The sequence below is a fragment of the Amycolatopsis sp. NPDC054798 genome (assembly GCF_053611505.1).
In genome coordinates, this window is the sequence record NZ_JBSHAM010000076.1 from 1 (window position 1) to 18,102 (window position 18,102).

Genomic DNA, 18,102 nt, shown 5'->3' on the forward strand with positions numbered 1-18,102 from the left:
CTTCCTGGCTGTCCTGCTCGGCAGGCTCCGGGTCGGGGTCCGGGAAGCGGTTGCGGAGCGAATCGAGCATGACGGCGCGGGTGTCCGGGTCCTCGTCGCCGAGACTGCGTCCCATCACCTCGGCCACGCGGTCGGTGATGCCCGACTGCGCCTTGCGCATGGTCTCGAGCACCATCCTGGAGAGCTCCTCCGGCGGGATGGTGCGCGTGCGGGAACTGAACACCAGGTCCGACACGACCCCGTCGGCCCCGACGGTGACCTTGACGGTCCCGTCCGGGCTCGTCGCGGTCAGCCGCAGCTGCTCGGTTTCCTGCTGGGCCGCCGCGTAGCGCTCCGCCTTGCGGGCGAACCCGGCCGCCCATTCGTCCATTCGCCGGATTGCGTCGTCGGGGTCCCTGATCAGGTCGCCCAGCCCACCCGCGCTGGTCATGCTTTTCGTTCTCCTCGAATCCCGTCACCCGCGCCGCTGCGGGCGGGTCTAGTCCTCGCCGCGACCGGCACCGTCATCCCGTCGACGGTACTCGCCCGCCGCCGCGCCGCGAGGGCGGCGCCTCGCTACGTCTCGTCCGGCGAGACGTCCCGGTTCGTCCGCAGCGGAGCCTCGGCCCGGTCCTTCGGCTGCAAGGGCTCCGCGCTTTCGTACCGGGCTTCCGCGGGCGTGAAGTCCCGGTTGAACGGCACGTTCTGCCCGGCCGGGGCCTGCACCCCGACCCGGTACCGGTCTTTCAGCTCCGCGGCGTTCTCCTTGCTGAGCGGCCCTTCGGTCGCGACCTTCTTGAACGGCTTCGACTGGCCCTCGTCGCCCTCCTGGTAGGACTTCGCGGCGGTCCGCACGTTGTCCGCGGTCGCCTGGACGCCTTCGATCGCCCCGCTGATCGCTTCCTTCGCCTTCTCGCCGGTCGGGTTGATGATCGGCGGGAGGAACGCGCACAGCAGCCCGTACGCGTCGTCGGACATCGCGTAGTTCGCCGCCTGCGCCGCGGTGTTCAGCCGGTCCACCAGGCCGTCCAGGTGGCTCGCGTGCGCCACGAGGTCGTCGGGTTCTACACGGAACCCCTGTGCGCCTCCGCTCATCGCCGCCTCACTTCCAGTCCTTGTTCTTCCAGTCGCCGATCACCGGCGGGGCGACGACCTCGTCCGGCGCGAAGAACGACGGGTCGTCCGACTCGACGAAGCTCGCGACCTTGTGTTCCTTGTCCTCCGGGCCCTTGCCGCCCTTGCCGCCGCCCATGGCTCCCATGCCGGGAGCGCCTGCGGCGCCCTTGCCTCCCGCGGCGCCCGAACCGGGACCGCCGCGCCCGGCGACGCCTTCCTCGGCCGGGCCGGAACCGCCCGCGCCGCTGAACGCGCCCCCGCCGCCGGAGCCCGGGCCGCCCTTGATTCCGCCGAGGCCGCCCGCACCGCCGCCGCCGAGCCTGCTGCTGATGCTCTCGCCGTTGACGCCGCCGATCTTGCCGATGCCGCCGAGCTTCTCCCCGCTCGGCCCGGTGCCGCCGCCCGGGAACAACGGCTTGCCGTCCGGCCCGATTTTGCCGGGATTGAACGGCTTCGGCTCGTACGGCTTGATCCCGCCGGGGCCCTCGGGGATCGAGGGCTTGAACGGCTGCGGCTTGTACGGGTTCGGCTTGTACGGGTCCCCGTCCTTGATCGTGGGCGGGGTGAACGTCGGCGGGGTGAAGTTCGGGCCGCTGCCGCCGGGACCGCCGGTGTTCGGGATCGGCGGGATGTTCGGCGGGGTGAAGTTCGGGCCGCCGCCGCCAGGACCGCCGCCCGGGATGGGCGGGATGTTCGGCGGGGTGAAGCCCTGCGCCTTCGTCGAACCCGGGTCGTTCGACCCCGGGATCGGCGGGAACGACCCGCCGGGACCGCCGCCGCCCGGGCTTCCGCCGCCGGGGCCGCCCTCCGGGATCTTCAGCGACGCGGGGTCGAACCTGTGCTCGGGCTGCTGCCCGCCGGGACCGCCGGTGACGCTGCCCGGGCCGCCGCCGTAACCGCCGGGACCGCCGCCCGGGCCCAGCGGCTTGCCGTCCGGGCCGATCGGCCGTCCGTCGGGCCCGATCGGCTGCCCGTTCGGGCCCACCGTCGTCCCCGGCGGGCCGATCGGCTTGCCGTCGGGACCGAGCGGGCGCCCGTCCGGGCCGATGAGCTGGCCGTTCGGCCCGACCGTGGTCCCGGGCGGGCCGATCGGGTTGCCGTCGGGGCCGATCGGGCGGCCGTCCGGGCCGACCCGCAGCCCGCCCGGCGCGCCCGCGCCGCCGCCCGCCGGGGCGCCCTGGACCATGGGCTGCAACCGGTCCGTCTCGGCGGGCAGCTTCGGCGGTTCGGCGAACCGCGGCGTCGCCACCGCCCCGCCGATCGTCTGGTCGTACCGCGTCATGATCTGCGCGGCCTGGTCCCGGGCGGCCTGCTGGTCGGTGAACGTCTTCATCGCCGAGGAGTAGGCCACGACGTACGCGGCCGGGTCCTTGATCGTCATCAGGACCTTGTTCGCGTCCTGCGCCGAGAACTTCACCGGCGGGTTGGCGTTCATCGCCTTCTGCGTCTCGTTGAGCGCCTGCGAGTGGACCTCCTGCTGGCGCCCGGTCAGCGTCGCGCCCTGCGCGGTGGCTCCGAGCCACTTGCCGACGTTGGCGAGGTGCACGCGCGCCGCGTCGCCGCCGGCGCCCTTCCAGTCCGAGGTGCTCGCGTTGATCGCGTCGCCGAGGTTCTTCTGGTGCGTCGCCAGCTCGTTGCCGAGGCTGACCCAGGACTCCGACGACTCGGCCACCGCGGCCGGGTCCGCGTGCGTGGTGATGGCCTCGACCATCTGCTCGTGCGTCGCGTTCTTCCAGTCGGTGTGCGGGGCGGCTCCCGGGTCGCGCATCTCCAGGTCCTTGCCCAGATGCTCTTTCGACTCTTTCAGGTTCCGCTCGTACATCTTCTGGACCAGCTGGTCGCGCAGCTTCCCCTGGACGTTCGGGAACAGCCAGCCGTTGAACATGGCGTCGATCTTGCGCTGCGCGTCCTCGCGCAGCTGGTCGCCCGAGGCCACGTCGTCCGGGCGCACCGGGCCGATGTAGTACTTCGACGAGGGGTCCAGCGTCGGGTTGTAGAGCGCGGTGTTGCCCGGGTCGTAGTCCGTCGAGGAGGGATCGGAGACGGACTCGGCGGTCGGTTGCTTCTTCTCGGCCACTGGTCTCCCCTTCAGCCCTGTTCTTCGGCGGTGCGGTGGATGCGCTCGAAGGTTTCCCTGGAGCTGTGCTCGCGCTCCTTGTAGTTCTTCTTCGCGAGCTTGATCGCCTCGACGTAGGTCGGGAACTCCTTGTGCGCCGCCTGCAGCTGCGTGACCAGGCCCTGCTGGTCGCGCGCGGTCTCGGCCATGTGCTTGCTGACGAAGACCCCGGCGGGGCTTTTCGACATCGCCGGGACCTCGGCGATCTTCTCCATCAGCCGCACGTGCGCCTCCATGGAGTCGAGCACGCCCTGGAGCGCGGCGATCATCTTGTCGCCGGTGTTGTCGTCCACCGCGAAGGATCCGCGCTCGGCCAGCGTCTTCAGCTGGCGCGCGGGAAGGAAGTCGGTCCGCGCCGCCACGGTCGCCGTCTTCGCATCCACCACCGTCGCCGGTGTCTCGTCGGTCATCGGGACCTCGTTCTCCTCGTGAACTGTCGCCGCTGGGGGAAAAATGCTCAGTAGACTTCGGAAACCGCCTGCTGCACGGCCCGCACGAGATCGCGGTGCCCGGCAGGCAGGTATTCGGCGGTCAGGTCGCCGGCCTCGCCGACCGCCGAGGTGATCAGGTAGCGGCCGTCGGCGGTGTCGAGCCAGCCGATCGGCGAGCCGCCGCGCCGCTCGCCGTGGCGGCCCCAGCCGCTCGCGACGATGTGCCCGCCGCCGAGCCGGGGCTGGGCCAGCACGCGTTCGAGCACCTCTACCCCGCCGGGGGCGGCGCGGGAGACCCGCGGGTCCGGGCGGCGCGGCTGCACGCGCCCGCTGACCTCGATCATCCCGAACGCGTCGGTCTCTTCCTCGTCCTCGGCCGCCTCGGCGCGCCGGCGCGCGGTCATCGCGGAGACCTCGCGCTCGGCCGTCTGGCGGATCGTGTGCGCGCCGGTGCTGGCCGGGCGAGCGCGGGGCAGCACCCCGGCGATCACCTCGACGAGCTCCTCGTCGTCGAAGAGCGAGAACAGCAGTTCGTCGGTCTTCGCGTCCTGGGTGATCCCGAGCGCCTGCCTGCCGTCGCTGAGCGCGACCACCGCGATGTCCGCGCCGAGGCCGTCGATGCCGCTGACCGCGACCGAAACCCGCGGCTTCGCGAGCAGTGCGAACGCGGTGCGCACGTACGGGCTCAGTTCGTCGCCGACCGAGAGCCTGCGTTCCTCGATCGCGTCGTTCACGACCTTCGCGACCTGCACGTACCGGTCCGGTTCCGCGGGCACGGACCCGATCCGGAGCGGGAACTGGCGGATGTTCCCGCCGGTCGCCTCCCCGATCACCAAAGCTTCGACGACGTCGAGAACGAACTCGAACCTGTCCGCCATCCCGAGGGCATCCTTCCCACAGCCGGGTCGGGCACAGCCGCCTCGGCACCCGTGTGAGTGACGCCGGATTGCGTTGCCGTGCCTGGGATTCGCAATGGGGAAAGACTATCAGTCCGGCAGGGGCCGGTGATCACCGCGGGGACAGCTGCCCCAATGTACCGAGGGCCGTGTCCGAACAGACATGACCTGCGGTTTCGCCCTGCGAGCCGCTTGACGCGCGCCCCCGGGGCGGCCGGAATTCCCGGGTGCGAGAAAGCCGACAAAAGGCCGCCGCGGATCGCGGCGGCCCGTTGCCGTGCCCGGTTTTACCGAGTTGTTCGCCCGGCTGTCGCCAGTGTTTCGCCGGTTCGTCGCTCCACTATGGACGGAAGGGCTCAGCGGACGCCGCGCGCCCGTTCGATGTCCGGTGAGCGGTACATCCGCTCCGGAATCCGCGCCAGCGTCGATTCGCGCACCTGCGGCCCGAGCCCGTACAGCTTCTGGAAGCTCATGATCAGCGGCCGCCAGGCGTCCGGGTCGACGTGGTCGTCGGTGCCCGGCACCCGGATGTCGTCGTGCACGAACACCCGCTGCACGCGCACCTCCAGCCCGACGATGCCGCCGCGCTGCGCTTCGTCGTCCTCGGCGAACGGGTGCACGGACTCCAGCACCGCTTCCATCGCGACCGGGCACTCGGCGACCCGGGGCGGGGCGACGGTCTCCGACGGCACCGGCGTGAGCCCGGCGCGCCCGAACTTGTCCGCGACGTGGAAGTAGCCGCGCTCTTCCTTCCGCGGCGGCACCGGATCGGACCCGGTGGTCAATGCCAGCCGGTCCACCGCGGCGGCCATCGCCGAGGACGGCAGGTTCAGCACGCATTCCCGCGTGCGCAGCAGGTTGAGAGTCGTCTTCGACCGCGCGCCGAGGCCGAGCATCGCGCGCCAGCCGAGCCAGAACGCCGACGACATCGGGGCCAGGTTGGCCGAACCGTCCTCATTGGACGTCGACAGCAGCACCACCGGGGTGCCGAAGTACAGGATGCCGGGCTCGATCGCGGTGTGGGCGGGAAAAGTCGTGTTCACGCCGCCCAGTCTGGCTCCCCCGGCGGGGCGTCGCTGGCGGAAATCAGCCGTCGCTTTCCCTGCCCGGAAGGTCCGTGAAGGGCTCCTTGAAGGAATCTGATTCCCTCAAGGAGCCCTTCACGGACAGTCAGGCGACGCCCGCGGCGGACAGTGCCCGTCCGGTGAGGACCCGCGCGAGGTGACGCCGGTACTCGGCCGTGGCGTGCGGTTCCTCCGGCGGCGAAGTGTCCTCCGCAGCCAGTTTCGCCGCCTCCGCGGCGGTGGCGCCGTCGGCCAGCGCGCGTTCGGTGGCCGACGCTCGCAGCGGCGTCCCGCCCATGTTGATCAGGCCGACCGAACGCCCGGCGACCGCGACGCCCACGATCGCCCAGTCGATGGCGCGGCGGGTGAACTTCTCGAAGCCCCAGCCCAGTCCGGCCTGGCTCGGCAGCCGGATTTCGGTGAGCAGTTCGTCCGGTTCCAGCGGCGTCGTGAACGGCCCGAGGAAGAACTCCGCTGCGGGGATCCGCCGCTCCCCTCGCGGCCCGCGGGCGACGAGCGTGCCGTCCGCCGCGAGCACCGCCGCCGGAAGGTCCGCGGCCGAGTCGGCGTGCACCAGCGAACCGCCGATCGTGCCGCGGTGGCGCACCTGCGGATCGCCGACCGACCCGGACACGTGCGCGATCAGCGGCGCGTGCTCGGCGAGCACCGGGTCGTGCTCGAGGTCGTGGTACCGCGACAGCGCCCCGATCACCACCTCGTCCCCGTCGGCCCGGACGAACTTCAGCTCCCGCAGCGACGCGATGTCCACCACGACCTCCGGCGCGGCGAACCGGAGCTTCATCAACGGCAGCAGCGAATGCCCGCCCGCGAGCAGCTTCGCGTCCTCGCCGTGCTCGGCGAGCAACGCGAGCGCTTCGTCCACAGTGGACGCGCGGCGGTAGGCGAATTCGGCCGGGATCACTGAGCCACCTCCTGCCCGGAAGCGTCGATCACGGCGCTGACGATGTTGTGGTAGCCGGTGCAGCGGCAGAGGTTGCCCTCCAGCGCCGCGCGGGCCTCGTCGCGGGTCGGCTTCGGGTTTTCCTTCAGCAGCGACACCGTCGCCATCATCATGCCGGGCGTGCAGAAACCGCACTGGAGACCGTGCTGCTCGCGGAACGCGCGCTGCACCGGGTGGAGGCCGTCCGCGCCCGGTCCGGACGCCAGACCCTCCACAGTGGTCACTTCGTGCCCGTCCGCCTGCGCGGCCAGCACCGTGCAGGATTTCACCGATTCGCCGTCGAGCAGCACCGTGCACGCCCCGCAGGACGTGGTGTCGCAGCCGATGTTCGTGCCGGTGAGGCCCGCGGTGTCCCGCAGGTAGTGCACGAGCAGGGTGCGGTCGGGCACCTCCTGCTCGACCGTCTTCCCGTTCACCTCGATCGAGACCCGCACGTCAGTTCGCCTTCCTAGCGTCGTTCAGCGCCGTCCACACCCGCAGCGGGGTGGTCGGCATGTCCAGGTGCCGCACGCCGAGGTGGGCGAGCGCGTCGACCACCGCGTTGTGCACCGCGGGCGTCGACCCGATCGTCGCCGCCTCGCCGATCCCCTTGACCCCCAGCAGGTTCCGGGTCGTCGGCGTCTCCATGTCCACCAGTTCGAAATCGGGCAGCTCCGGCGCGGTGACGAACGAGTAGTCGGCCAGCGTCGCCGTGGTCGGGTTGCCGTCCGCGTCGTAGCTCATCACCTCGAGCAGCGCCTGCGCGATGCCCTGGCCGAGCCCGCCGTGCCGCTGGCCGCGGAAGGTCAGCGGGTTGACGATCGGGCCCGCGTCGTCGAGCGCGACGAGCCTGCGCACCTCGACCTTGCCGGTTTCGGTGTCCACCTCGACGACCGCGAGGTGCGCGCCGAACGGGAACGTCGGCGCGCCGTCGCCGAACCAGACGTCGGCGGTGAACCCGTCCGCCTCGGCGGCGACCCTGGCCCAGTCGAGCGTCGTGCTGGACGGCGCGCCGCGGACCTGCCAGACGCCCCGTTCGGCGTCCAGCTCCAGGTCGTCCGGCGCGGCTTCGAGCAGTTCCGCCGCGACCTGGCGGGCCTGCGCCACGACCTCCTCGGCCGCCTGCCGGATCGCCGATCCGCCGAGCTGCAGCGAGCGCGAGCCGAACGTCCCGATCGCGCGCGGGACCTCGTCGGTGTCGCCGTGCCGCACGGTGATCTTGTCCATCGGCACGCCCAGCTGGTCGGACAGCAGCATCGCCAGCGACGTCCCGAGCCCCTGCCCGTGCGGGGAACTCCCGGTCCACGCGGTGACCGAACCGTCCGGGTGCACGTCGACGCGGCCGCTCTCGCCCGCCGCGTCGCCGCCGGTGATCTCCACGTACGAGGCGATGCCGAGCCCCAGCGCCACCGGATCCCCGGCCTCGCGGCGCTTCTTCTGTTCCTCGCGCAGCTGCGCGTATCCGGCCGCGTCGAGCACCTTGTCGAGAGCCGCTGCGTACTCGCCGGTGTCGTAAGAGCCGCCAGTCGGTGTCTGGTAAGGGAATTCCTCGGGACGGATGAAGTTGACCCGCCGCACGTCCGCCGGATCCATCCCGATTTCCGCGGCGAACAGGTCGATCGCCCGCTCGACCGCGGCCGTCGCTTCGGGACGGCCCGCGCCGCGGTAGGCCGCGATCGGCGTGGTCGTGGTGACCACGCCGCGGCTGCGCGTCTGCACCACCGGGAAGCGGTAGACGCCCGGAGCCATCATCTCGGTGAGCGTCGGCAGGAACAGCGCCCGCGGGTACGCGCCGGTGTCCTGGAGGACGTCGAGCCGGTACGCCAGCACGGTTCCGTCGCGCTTGCCGCCGATGGTCACGGTGTTGCGCTGCGCGCGGCCGTGCGTCATCGCGGTGAGATTCTCGCTGCGCGACTCGGCCCACCGCACCGCGCGGCCGGCGCGCTTCGACGCCCAGGCGAGCAGGACTGCTTCGGGATCCGCGCCGATCTTCGCACCGAACCCGCCGCCGACGTCCGGCGCGATCACCCGCACCAGGTCCTCGCCGATGCCGAGCCCGCCGGCCACGGTGCTGCGGCCGATCTGCGCGTTCTGGGTGGAAAGCCACAGCGTCACCCGGCCGTCCTCGCCCCAGGCGACGGACGCGCCGCGCGGTTCGACCGGAGCCGGGGCCACGCGCTGGTTGAGGATTTCCTCGGTGACGACGACCTCGCAGCCCTCGAACACCGAATCGTCGAACTCCTCCGGGCCGTGGGTGTGGACCACGTTGCTGCCGTGGTCCGGGAACACCAGCGTTTCGCCGGCGAGCGCGGTGTCGAAGTCCGCGACCGCGTCCAGCGGGTCGTAGTCCACATCGACCAGTTCGGCCGCGTCGGCGAGCTGGTAGCGCTCCTCGGTGAGCACCAGCGCGACCGGCTCGCCGACGTAACGCACGACGTCGCCGGCCAGGAACAGCTCCGCGACCGGACCCGCCTTGCCCGGTTCGAGGTCGAGGTCCGCCGCGGTGTAGACCGCGACCACGCCCGGCGCGGTGCGGGCCTCCGCCACGTCGATCCCGGCGATCCGCGCGTGCGCGATCGGGCTGCGCACGAAGACCGCGTGCGCGGCTCCGGCGAGCGCTTCTTCCTTGAGGTCGTCGACGTACGTTCCGCCCGCGGTGATCAGCTTCTCGTCTTCGACGCGCACCACCCGGGTGCCGACAATGCTCATCTGTCCTCCTGCTCGGGTACCCCGCCGACTATGCCCGCATCCGCCGCTTCGCGTCAGCCCGAATCGGTCTGCCACGCCGGAATCGCGGGCGCGCAGCCGCGTCGCGGGAAGATAGCGCACCGATTCGCCCGGGCGGGCGGCTGACTCCGCTGGACGATCAGCGGACCTCGGCGAACGTGGTGAAGATGCCGCTCTTGCCAAGGCGCAACGGGAAGCGCATCGCCCCGGCCGCCTGCGTCAGATCCGTCAGCTGGCGAGTCGACCGGTCTGCGCGCAGCGCGCCAGACAGCTGGCCAGTCAGGTGTCGAGCGTCGTACTTGCGCGTTACCCGCTGCGCGTCAGCCCGAATAAGCCTGCCAAGCCAAAACCGCCGCCAGCGAAAGCCCGCCGAGCCCGATCGCCACCCGCAGCGGCGTCGCGGGCAGATAGCGCACCAGCACCGACCCCAGCCAAGAACCCGCCACCGACCCCAGGCACACCGCGATCGCCGCGGGCCAGAAGACCTTTCCGGTGAAGGCGAACACCAGCGCCGCGATCAGGTTCGCCGTGCCGGTGGCGATGTTCTTCGCCGCGTTCGTGCGGGCCAGCGACTGGCTCCACACCGTGGTCAGCAGCGCGAGCATCAGCACCCCGGCCGCCGCCCCGAAGTACCCGCCGTACACCCCGACGAGGAAGGCGGCGATCCCGGTGAGCGGGCCGATTCCGCGGTGTTCGCGGTGCTCGGCCATCCGCCGCAGCCGCGGGCCTGCCATCAGCACGACCGACGCGCCGCCGATCAGCCACGGCACGACGACGGTGAACGCGTCCGGCGAGCTGACGAGCAGCACCAGCCCGCCGCACGCCCCGCCCGCCGTCGTGATCAGGCACAACGGCAGCAGCCGGCGGCCTTGCCCCTTCAGCTCCGGACGCGCGCCGACCGCGGCCCCGGCGGTCGTGCCCAGCATCGCCACGGTGTTGGTCATGTTCGCCACGACCGGCGGCAGTCCGGCGGCGAGCAGCGCCGGGTACGACACCAGCGAGGCGAGGCCGGCGGTCGCGCCGGTCAGCCCGGCCCCGACCCCGGCCAGCACGAGCAGCAGGAATCCGCCGGGGCCAGTGATCACGTTGTCATCTCAACACGGCGGTCCTGGTGTATTCCGGCGGGGGACGACAGCCGGAGCAGCGCTCTCCCGGCGGAACGTATAGGGCGTTATACATTTTCGTCCGCCGTTGTCCGAAACCGGACGGGATCGCCCCGGAGGGTTGCCCGGCCGCGCGGCCGCCGCACAGAATCCGCGCTGACAAGGTTGTCACCAGGCTGGAGGACGCGGGATGGACGGGTTCACCCGGCGGCAAGCGCTCGGTCTCGCGGGCGCCGGGGCCGCGGCGCTCCTGCTCTCGAGTCCCGCTGCCGCGCGAGCGGCGATCCGGCCCGCCCCCGATCCGGTCGCGGCCACCTATCTGCGAGTGCTCCTCCGGCACACCCGCTGGGCCGAGCAGCAGTTCGACGCGGCCGCCGGGATCTATCCCGCCCGCGACTTCACCTTCGCGGTCGTCCTCGGCAACGCCCTCCTGTTGACCCGCGACGGTTACGACGCCGCCCTCGCCGGGGTCGATCGCGAGACCCTCCGTGCGCACACCCTCGCCACCATCAAGCACTTCGCCGCCTCAAACCGGCTCACCGGCGGCGCCGAATGGGGCCGGAAACTCTTCTTCGACAACACTTTTCAGTCCTACTTCCAGCTCGCCGCGCGTCTCTTGTGGACAGAGCTGGACGCCGCGACGCAACGGAACGTCGAGCGCATCGCGACCGAACAGGCGGCTTACACGACCGGCCTCGGCACCGGCGACGACCCCGCTTCCGGCGACTGGACGCCCAACGGACTGCGCGGCGGGTACGTCGGAGACACGAAGCTCGAAGAGATGGGCGTCTACGCACAATCGCTCGCCCCCGCGCTCGCCTGGGCGCCGAAAGATCCGCGTGCTCCGGAATGGCGCGCGGCTTTCGGTTCGTGGAGCCGCAACGAAGGCGGCCTGCCCGCGGCGGATCTGGCGAATCCCCGGCTGGTCGACGGAAAGCCGGTCAGCGGCAACACCGCGACCAACCTGCACGACACGTTCCTGGTCGAGAACCACGGCTCGTTCGGCCCGCACTACCAGGAAGAACTCTGGCGGACGTCCGGCCGCAACGCGATGCACTTCCTCGCCGCCGGCGTCCCGCTGCCCGAGGTGCTGACCGCCCAGCCGAACGGCGAACTGCTGTGGCGCACCATGCTCCTGATGACCAGCGACGCCGGCGAACCGCTGATGCCGATGGTCGCCGACCGCGAACACCTCTACGGCCGCGACGTCATCCCGCTCGCCTTCCGCGCCCAAGTGCTCGGCGACCGCTACGCCGCTTACGCCGAAGCCCAGCTGGCCGCGCGGCTGGAGCCGTATCAGGCGTACCCGCCGGTCGACCGGATCACGAAGTTCTCCGGCGAACCGAAATACGAACCGGAAGCCCGCGCCGAACTCGCCATCAGCTACCTGCTGCACGAATGGCGCGCCGATCACGGCGGCCCGATCCGCCCGGCGCGCAAGGAAGAATTCGACGCTCACGCCGCCCGCGCCGCCGACTTCGGCCCCAGGCCCGGCCTGCTGGCCCACCGCTCCCCCACCGCGTGGGCCGCGACCGTCACCAAACCCGGTTTCGTGAAATTCGCCTGGCAGCCGAACCACGACGACTGGCTGTTCGTCCTCGGCGGCGCGAACCCGATGCTGCTGCCCGCCGCGAACATCGCCGTGCGCGAACGCCACGCCACGACGTACCGCAAGGTCCGCGACGGATTCGACGGCACTTTCGGCGTCCTGCGGTTCGACACCGGATACGCCGCGCTCGCGACCCTGCCCACCGGCACCGCGGTCTATGCCAGCACCGGCGTCGCGTCCGACGAAGGCGTGCTCAACGTCTACAACCTGGCCATGCCCGGCGTTCCCGGCCTCGACGGCGACCGCACCTACACCGCCGCCGAGGGCTCGGTGACCCTCCCCGCGCAGTCCGGCACCCGTACTGACGACCTGACCTTCGCGCCGGTGACCGCACGATACGTGCGCATGCTGGGCGTCCAGCCGGATCCGCAGTACGGCTACTCGCTCTGGTCGTTCGAAGTCCGGGACGGCGACGGCCCCGACCTCGCGCCGGCGGGAACCGCCTCTGCGTCGTCGGCCGCGCCGGGCAAGGAGCCGAAGTACGCCACCGACGGCAATCCCGCCACGCGCTGGGCAGTGTCCACATCGGACCGTCCGCGCGCGGACAGCTGGCTGGCCGTCGACCTCGGCTCCCCGCGGAAGTTCGACCGCGTCCGCCTGAGCTGGGAGGCGGCCGCCGGACGGAAGTACCGGATCGAAACCTCGCCCGACGGCGCCGCCTGGACCCCGGCCGCGGCTTATCCGGCGCCCGCGCTGCACAGCACCGGGGGCTGGCTGGACATCGACGGCCGGGCCGGGATCGCCGTCACCAGCCCGAATCCGGTCACCGTCACGAACGACCACGTCACGCTTTCCGCCGGCCCGCCCGCCCCGCTGCTGGCCGAGCTGTACCCCGGCCGCGTCGATCTGCCGAAGCTCGCCGGACGTCCCCGCGCCGCCGCCGGGGTCCACGCGAGTGTCACGGACGATTTCCTAGTGCTGGCAAACCTTTCCGACACCACCGTCACCGGAAATGCTTCCCTGCCACAGGATCGCACGGCACTCCTGCTGTACCGCGGCACGCAGAAAACCACCGCGTCGGGCAGCTCGTTCACCTTCGAACTCGCCCCTGCCGAGGGCCGGATCGAACCGCCTCGCTTCACCGTGCGCGGCAAGTCCGGCGGTGCCGTACCGCCCGGTCTGACCGTCGTGGTGCACGACGCCAGCCGAGTGGACTTGGCCGCACCGCCCGGACTGCTCCCAGCAGTCGTGACTGTGACCCCGACCGGCGGCCGTCCGCGCACCGTCGCGCTGCCCCCGCGGCAGACCGTGCCCGTCGTCTTCGCCGAAACCCGGCCGTACCCGCTGAACGACCGCGCGCTCGGCGCAACGACGTTCCCCGCCGAACCGTTGCCGCCCGGGATGACCAGCCCGGACGCCGCCGTCGACGACAACCCGGCGACCGCGTGGCAACCCGGTCCCGGCGGCCGGATGATCGTGGACCTCGGCGCGCCGCTGCGGATCGCGACCGTCGAACTCGCCTGGACGCCCGGGCGCGTGCCCGCCGCCGTCGTCGAGACCAGCACCGACGGCATCACCTACACCGAAACCGGCCGCCCCGACCGGAAACGCACCGCCTCCGTCACGGTCACCGCGCCGGTCCGGTACCTGGCCGTTCGCACACCGGACTGGCGCCCCGGCGACGGCGGCCTTGCCCGGCTCTCCGCCCTCACACCGCCGAGCTAGCCGACCAGTCCTCCACCGGCAGCGCGAGCGTGTGCCCGGTCTGCTCGGCTTTCGCGCGCAGATACCGGACGTTGTTCTCGTTCGCGAAAACCCCGGTGCGGACCTGCTCGCGCACGTCGACGCCATGCCGCGCCAGCTGGGCCGCCTTGTCCGGGTTGTTCGTCAGCAGATCCAGCTGCTCGACGCCGAGCACGGTGAGCATTCGCGCGGCAGCGGTGTAGTCGCGGGCGTCTTCGGGCAGGCCGAGCGCGGAGTTCGCCGCGTAGGTGTCCAGACCGGAATCCTGCAGCGCGTACGCGTCGAGCTTGTTGTACAGCCCGATTCCGCGGCCTTCCTGACGCAGGTACAGCAAATACCCGCCGGCCTCGGAAATCCGCGCGACAGCCTCCGCCAGCTGCGGGCCGCAGTCGCAGCGCGCCGAGGAGAAGACGTCGCCGGTGAGGCATTCCGAATGCAGCCGCACCAGCGGCACCGGACCGGGTTTCCCCAGCACGAAGGCGAGGTGCTCGAGCCCGTCGGACAACCCGGTGAAGGTGACCGCCTCCGCATCGACCGCGGGACCGTCGCCGAACCGCAGCGGGATCCGGACGCGCGTGCGCACCTGTGGGTCCGTCGGCATCGGGCAGCTCCTTTCCCCTGGACAATTCCGACCCTACCCAGAACCTCCGACAGAAACGCGTTCCCGGAGTGCGGCCAAGGTCACGCGGGCTCGCGGGCATGGCGGACCGCCCGGAATTGTTCGCCGCGGAAACCGGTCCCGCGCGGCTCGCCGACCTGCGCACCGCCCGCCCCGCCCGACCTCGCCCGCGCTCCTCGCGGCAGCACCTCGAACACGGCGGGCACTTCGGGCCTTCTCCCGGCCGTTCCGAACCGCCTAACTCCCCCACGTGGACGGCATCCACTCCACGCCCTCCACCCGCGGCAGCGCGGGCGACAGCAACGCCAGATCGGGCGGCACCAGCACCGCCGCCGACACGAGCGCGGCCACCAGATCCTCGTCCGGCGACCCGGGCCGGAACCGGAACCGCACCGCGTCCAGCACCTCCGCCACGACCGCCGCGGTCCACCCGCCGCCGGGATCCAGCGCCGACAGCCGCCGGGCGGCCAGCCGGACCGGCACCGGGCGCGGCCGTTCCTCCCGCCGCAGGAAGCCCCGCGCCACCGCGGCGAGCACGAGCCGTTCGTCCGGCCGCAGCCGCCCGGCCGGGACCGGCGGCGGCGTCCCGTCGGCGACGCGGATCTCCAGCACGTGCTCGCGGTCCCCCGAACCACGCGCGTACACCGGGAGATAGCCAGGCGGCAGCGGGACCGGCGCGGCTCCGGCGAACAGCAGGCGCGACCGCGGCAGCCGCAGCGGCACCTTGCCGGTGGCCCGCACGCACCATCGGCCCGCACACCGCTCCAGCACGCCGTGGCGGCGGCTGACCCGGCGGTCGTTTTCGCCGAACGGCACCGTCACCTCGCCGGTGTCGCGCCCGAACGTGACCGGCCCGCGCGCCGCCGGCGGCACCAGGACTCCCCCCGCGTGTCCCAGCACCGCCAGCGTGCCCGGCGGCGACGCGAACCCGAGCGCGAGGCTCGGGTGTCCCGCGGGCAGCGTCCGCATCGCCTCCCCTGCCACGGACACCCCCCGCGGAGCCGCTGCCGGCCCCGGCCGGGCGGCCGCGACGGCCCGCCGGGGGCGCGGAGCCGGATCCGCCGCGCCTGCGGAGTCAAGCAGGAGGGGCCGGGACCCCTCCCGGTTCGTCCCCGGGTTCGAGCAGCGCCAGGTCCGGCGGGACGAGCGAGGTCGAGAGCAGCAGTTCCTTGATCAGGTTGTCGTTGAGCGCGTTCCCGACCGGTTCGCCGACCTCTTCCCTGGTCAGCCCGGCGACCCCGGCCCGCGCCAGCCGGGCGCGCACCGCGCCGACGAGATGTTCGACGCGTTTGCCGCTCCAGCGCGCTTCCGGTTTCAGCTCGGACAGCTGCTCGGCCACCTGCCGCCACGCGAGCGGCTGCGGATACTGGTCCTGCAGCAGATACCGCTGCGCGAGCGAGACGAGGACGAGCCGTTCGTCCGGGGTCAGCCGCCACGTCCGCGGCGGTTCCGTCACGTCCTGCGGCCGCGAATCCGGGCGGCGGCCGTCCGCGCCCGCGACGTACACCTCGAGCAGATGCTCGCGCCCGGCCGAACCGCGCACGAACGCCGCGGTGTAGCCCTGCGCCAGCGGCACCGGTTCGTCCTCCGGGAACAGCAGCCGGGAACCGGGGAGCCGGATCGGCAGCTTCCCGGTGTTGTGGATCCACCAGGAATCCCGGCGGCGCACCAGGAATCCCTGTTTCCGGCTGACCTTCCGGTCGTCCTCGCCCACGCACACGTGCACGTCGTCGCGGTTGCGGCCGAAAAGAACCCGCCTGCCGTCGCGCGGCGGCATCCGCACGCCGCCGGTGACCGCGAGCGCGAAAACCGTGCCCGGCGGCGACGGCGGCACGCCGTACGCGAGACTGCCGTGGTCCGGGCCGAGTTCTTCGGGCGGGCCGCCGGGAAACGCGGTCATGTCTTCGGCAGCTTCCCGGCCAGCTGACCGGCCAGCGCGGACGCCGGGGCGCACAGCCGGTCCGGCGGCCCGTTCCCTTTCACCACGACCCGCAGCCGCTCCACCCGCTGTGCCCCGTGCGCGTCGGCGTAGGGACGGTAGACGAGAACCGCCTGGCAGGTGCCGTCGGCGAAATCGTCGGTCTTGAGGTACGCGTCGTGCCCGCCGACCCGCACGAGCTGGCCGGTCTTGGCCCCCGGCGGTTCGTCCCGGTCGAACATGACGACGACCGCGCGGTCGGTCGCCGGGCTCTTCCAGTCGCACCACCAGCCGCCGAAACCGGGCTCGATCTGGACCGGCGCGACGACCCCGGCCACGGTGGCGACCGCGGCGGCGTCGAACAGCGAACACGCGTCGACATAGGCCAGCGAGCCCGCCGGGAACGCCGTCGCCCGCGCCGGAACCCCGGCCGCGGACATGGCTTTCGTCGCCGAAGCGGTCGCGGTGTCGGCGGCCTTGCAGAGGTCGAGGTTGTATTCCTTGTCCCGGTTCACTGTGACGCGTACCTGGTACCGGTCCTGCAGCTCGATCAGCCGCCCGCACGAATCCTTCGACGAGGAGGAGAACACCGTGAACGGCCCGGATTTCGACTGCGGTCCCTCTGGCGCGGCGCCGTTCGCGGGAGGGCTCTCCAGCTCGACCTTGACGTCCGCCTGGAACTCGCCCTGGTGCAGGATCACGTCGCAGCGGTTGAAGTTCCCGTAGTCCGGGATCGTTTCCGGATCGCCGAACTGCTTCAGCGGCGCGGCATCGACCAGCCGGCACGGATCCGCGGACCGCACGTCGGGCCCGATCCCGAGCTTCGCCTGCGCGGCCGGCGGCGCGTCGGGGGTTTTGGGCTGGCGCGCCACGAAATACGCGGTGACCGCGACCGCCACCGCGGCGACCGCCACCCCGGAGATCAGCAGCCCGCGCCGGGTGCGGCGCGGGCGCGGCACCTCGACCGGCAGCGTGTCGATCCCCTCGGCCAGCAGCTCCCCCGCCGCCACCGCGGCCGGCCGTTCGGCGGGGTCGCGCCGCATCAGGAGTTCCAGCGTCGGCGCGAGGCCGTCCGCGTGCCGCGCGGGAGGGACCGTTCCCTCGGCGACCCGGCGGATCGTGGCGTACTCGTTGCCGCCGGAGAACGGCGGCGCACCCTCGACGGCGGCGAAAAGCGTTGCCCCCAGGGAAAACACATCCGACGCCGCGGTGGGCGGATGCCCTTGCGCGACCTCCGGGGCGAGATAGTCCGGCGTGCCGCCGATGAGCGGCGAATCGGTCACCGTCTCGTCCGTGCGGACCGAACGGGAGATGCCGAAATCGGTGAGCTTCGCGCGCCCGTCCGAGGCGATCAGGACATTGCCCGGCTTGACGTCGCGGTGCACGATGCCGTGCGCGTGCACCGCGCCGAGCGCCGCCGCGATCTGCACTCCGATTTCGGCGACCGTGCGCGCGGGCAGTCTTCCGTCCGCGGCGAGGATTTCGGCGAGGCTGCGCGACGGAACGTACTCCATCACCAGCCACAGGTCGTCGCCGTCGGCGGCGACGTCGAAGAAGGCGACCACGTTCGGGTGCAGCACCCCGGCCGCCAGCCGGGCCTCCCGGCGCAGCGTCCGCCCGCTCACCACGTCGGAGAGCCGCGCCTGCTTGAGCGCCACCTCGCGGCCGAGCCGGTCGTCGTGCGCCCGCCAGACGACGCCCATGCCGCCGCTGCCGACGCGCTCCAGCAGCCGGTACCGGTCCGCGATGAGCTGGTCCGCGTGCACCGACGCTCCCCTCGGCGTGCTCCGACCCCTGTGAGGTAACTCGCAGTAACGATACTGCATCGCCTCCGTCCGCAGAAAGCGCCCCGGGACCCCTCCCGCCGTCCGGCCCTATCTTCGCCGGGTCCCCGTCCGAGC

The 18,102-nt window shown here is 72.2% G+C and carries 15 protein-coding genes and 1 pseudogene; 1 reads left to right on the forward strand and 15 read right to left on the reverse strand.

Going from position 1 to position 18,102, the window contains the following annotated elements:
• The 10 genes and pseudogenes from ACWGIC_RS33995 to ACWGIC_RS34040 all read right to left on the reverse strand — a co-directional run.
• On the reverse strand, nt 1–430 hold a 430-nt coding region (locus ACWGIC_RS33995), incomplete at its 3' end, for a YbaB/EbfC family nucleoid-associated protein (protein WP_452080015.1).
• 344 nt (nt 431–774) lie between these two features.
• A pseudogene (locus ACWGIC_RS34000) lies at nt 775–1,074 on the reverse strand (type VII secretion target); the annotation flags it as partial.
• 7 nt (nt 1,075–1,081) lie between these two features.
• Complete coding sequence (locus tag ACWGIC_RS34005; RefSeq protein ID WP_452080016.1) at nt 1,082–3,172, reverse strand: hypothetical protein; 2,091 nt, start codon at nt 3,170–3,172, stop codon at nt 1,082–1,084.
• An 11-nt stretch (nt 3,173–3,183) separates the two neighbouring features.
• Complete coding sequence (locus tag ACWGIC_RS34010) at nt 3,184–3,621, reverse strand: hypothetical protein (protein ID WP_452080017.1); 438 nt, start codon at nt 3,619–3,621, stop codon at nt 3,184–3,186.
• 47 nt (nt 3,622–3,668) lie between these two features.
• Entirely contained in the window at nt 3,669–4,520 is an 852-nt protein-coding gene (locus ACWGIC_RS34015) for an ESX secretion-associated protein EspG (protein WP_452080018.1), read from the reverse strand.
• A gap of 374 nt (nt 4,521–4,894) precedes the next feature.
• Nucleotides 4,895–5,581, reverse strand: coding sequence for a flavin reductase family protein (locus ACWGIC_RS34020; RefSeq protein WP_452080019.1), 687 nt, complete (start codon nt 5,579–5,581; stop codon nt 4,895–4,897).
• A 127-nt stretch (nt 5,582–5,708) separates the two neighbouring features.
• Nucleotides 5,709–6,524: an FAD binding domain-containing protein gene (locus tag ACWGIC_RS34025; protein WP_452080020.1), complete on the reverse strand. Its 816-nt coding sequence runs from the start codon at nt 6,522–6,524 to the stop codon at nt 5,709–5,711.
• Nucleotides 6,521–6,997, reverse strand: a complete 477-nt coding sequence (locus tag ACWGIC_RS34030; protein ID WP_452080021.1) for a (2Fe-2S)-binding protein — start codon at nt 6,995–6,997, stop codon at nt 6,521–6,523. Before ACWGIC_RS34030 ends, ACWGIC_RS34025 begins: the two co-directional genes overlap by 4 nt.
• 1 nt (nt 6,998) lies before the next feature.
• A complete protein-coding gene (locus ACWGIC_RS34035; protein WP_452080022.1) occupies nt 6,999–9,251 on the reverse strand; it encodes a xanthine dehydrogenase family protein molybdopterin-binding subunit in 2,253 nt (750 codons plus the stop codon).
• Nucleotides 9,252–9,589: 338 nt separating this feature from the next.
• Nucleotides 9,590–10,354, reverse strand: a complete 765-nt coding sequence (locus ACWGIC_RS34040; RefSeq protein WP_452080023.1) for a sulfite exporter TauE/SafE family protein — start codon at nt 10,352–10,354, stop codon at nt 9,590–9,592.
• A gap of 208 nt (nt 10,355–10,562) precedes the next feature.
• Between ACWGIC_RS34040 and ACWGIC_RS34045 the strand changes: the two genes are divergently transcribed.
• Nucleotides 10,563–13,646, forward strand: a complete 3,084-nt coding sequence (locus tag ACWGIC_RS34045; RefSeq protein ID WP_452080024.1) for a discoidin domain-containing protein — start codon at nt 10,563–10,565, stop codon at nt 13,644–13,646.
• On the opposite strand, the gene ACWGIC_RS34050 is transcribed toward ACWGIC_RS34045, so the two are convergent.
• The 5 genes from ACWGIC_RS34050 to ACWGIC_RS34070 all read right to left on the reverse strand — a co-directional run bounded on the left by ACWGIC_RS34050 (nt 13,630) and on the right by ACWGIC_RS34070 (nt 17,967).
• Nucleotides 13,630–14,265 carry a GTP cyclohydrolase II gene (locus ACWGIC_RS34050; RefSeq protein WP_452080025.1) on the reverse strand — a complete coding sequence of 212 codons (636 nt, stop codon included), beginning with the start codon at nt 14,263–14,265 and terminating at the stop codon, nt 13,630–13,632. The two genes, ACWGIC_RS34045 and ACWGIC_RS34050, sit on opposite strands and share 17 nt — an antisense overlap.
• An 80-nt stretch (nt 14,266–14,345) precedes the next feature.
• Nucleotides 14,346–14,489 carry a hypothetical protein gene (locus ACWGIC_RS34055; RefSeq protein WP_452080026.1) on the reverse strand — a complete coding sequence of 48 codons (144 nt, stop codon included), beginning with the start codon at nt 14,487–14,489 and terminating at the stop codon, nt 14,346–14,348.
• Nucleotides 14,490–14,520: 31 nt separating this feature from the next.
• Nucleotides 14,521–15,252 (reverse strand): FHA domain-containing protein, encoded by a 732-nt coding sequence (locus ACWGIC_RS34060; RefSeq protein WP_452080027.1) that lies wholly within the window; start codon nt 15,250–15,252, stop codon nt 14,521–14,523.
• Between the two features lie 106 nt (nt 15,253–15,358).
• Nucleotides 15,359–16,183 carry an FHA domain-containing protein gene (locus tag ACWGIC_RS34065; protein ID WP_452080028.1) on the reverse strand — a complete coding sequence of 275 codons (825 nt, stop codon included), beginning with the start codon at nt 16,181–16,183 and terminating at the stop codon, nt 15,359–15,361.
• Nucleotides 16,180–17,967, reverse strand: a complete 1,788-nt coding sequence (locus ACWGIC_RS34070; protein ID WP_452080029.1) for a serine/threonine-protein kinase — start codon at nt 17,965–17,967, stop codon at nt 16,180–16,182. Before ACWGIC_RS34070 ends, ACWGIC_RS34065 begins: the two co-directional genes overlap by 4 nt.
• Between the last annotated feature and the right edge of the window lie 135 nt (nt 17,968–18,102).

Coding starts and splice junctions, on each gene's coding strand:
- ACWGIC_RS34010 (WP_452080017.1), bottom strand. CDS start 3,621: ATGACCGACGAGACACCGGCGACGGTGGTGGATGCGAAGACGGCGACC.
- ACWGIC_RS34015 (WP_452080018.1), bottom strand. CDS start 4,520: ATGGCGGACAGGTTCGAGTTCGTTCTCGACGTCGTCGAAGCTTTGGTG.
- ACWGIC_RS34035 (WP_452080022.1), bottom strand. CDS start 9,251: ATGAGCATTGTCGGCACCCGGGTGGTGCGCGTCGAAGACGAGAAGCTG.
- ACWGIC_RS34045 (WP_452080024.1), top strand. CDS start 10,563: ATGGACGGGTTCACCCGGCGGCAAGCGCTCGGTCTCGCGGGCGCCGGG.
- ACWGIC_RS34050 (WP_452080025.1), bottom strand. CDS start 14,265: ATGCCGACGGACCCACAGGTGCGCACGCGCGTCCGGATCCCGCTGCGG.
- ACWGIC_RS34060 (WP_452080027.1), bottom strand. CDS start 15,252: ATGCGGACGCTGCCCGCGGGACACCCGAGCCTCGCGCTCGGGTTCGCG.
- ACWGIC_RS34065 (WP_452080028.1), bottom strand. CDS start 16,183: ATGACCGCGTTTCCCGGCGGCCCGCCCGAAGAACTCGGCCCGGACCAC.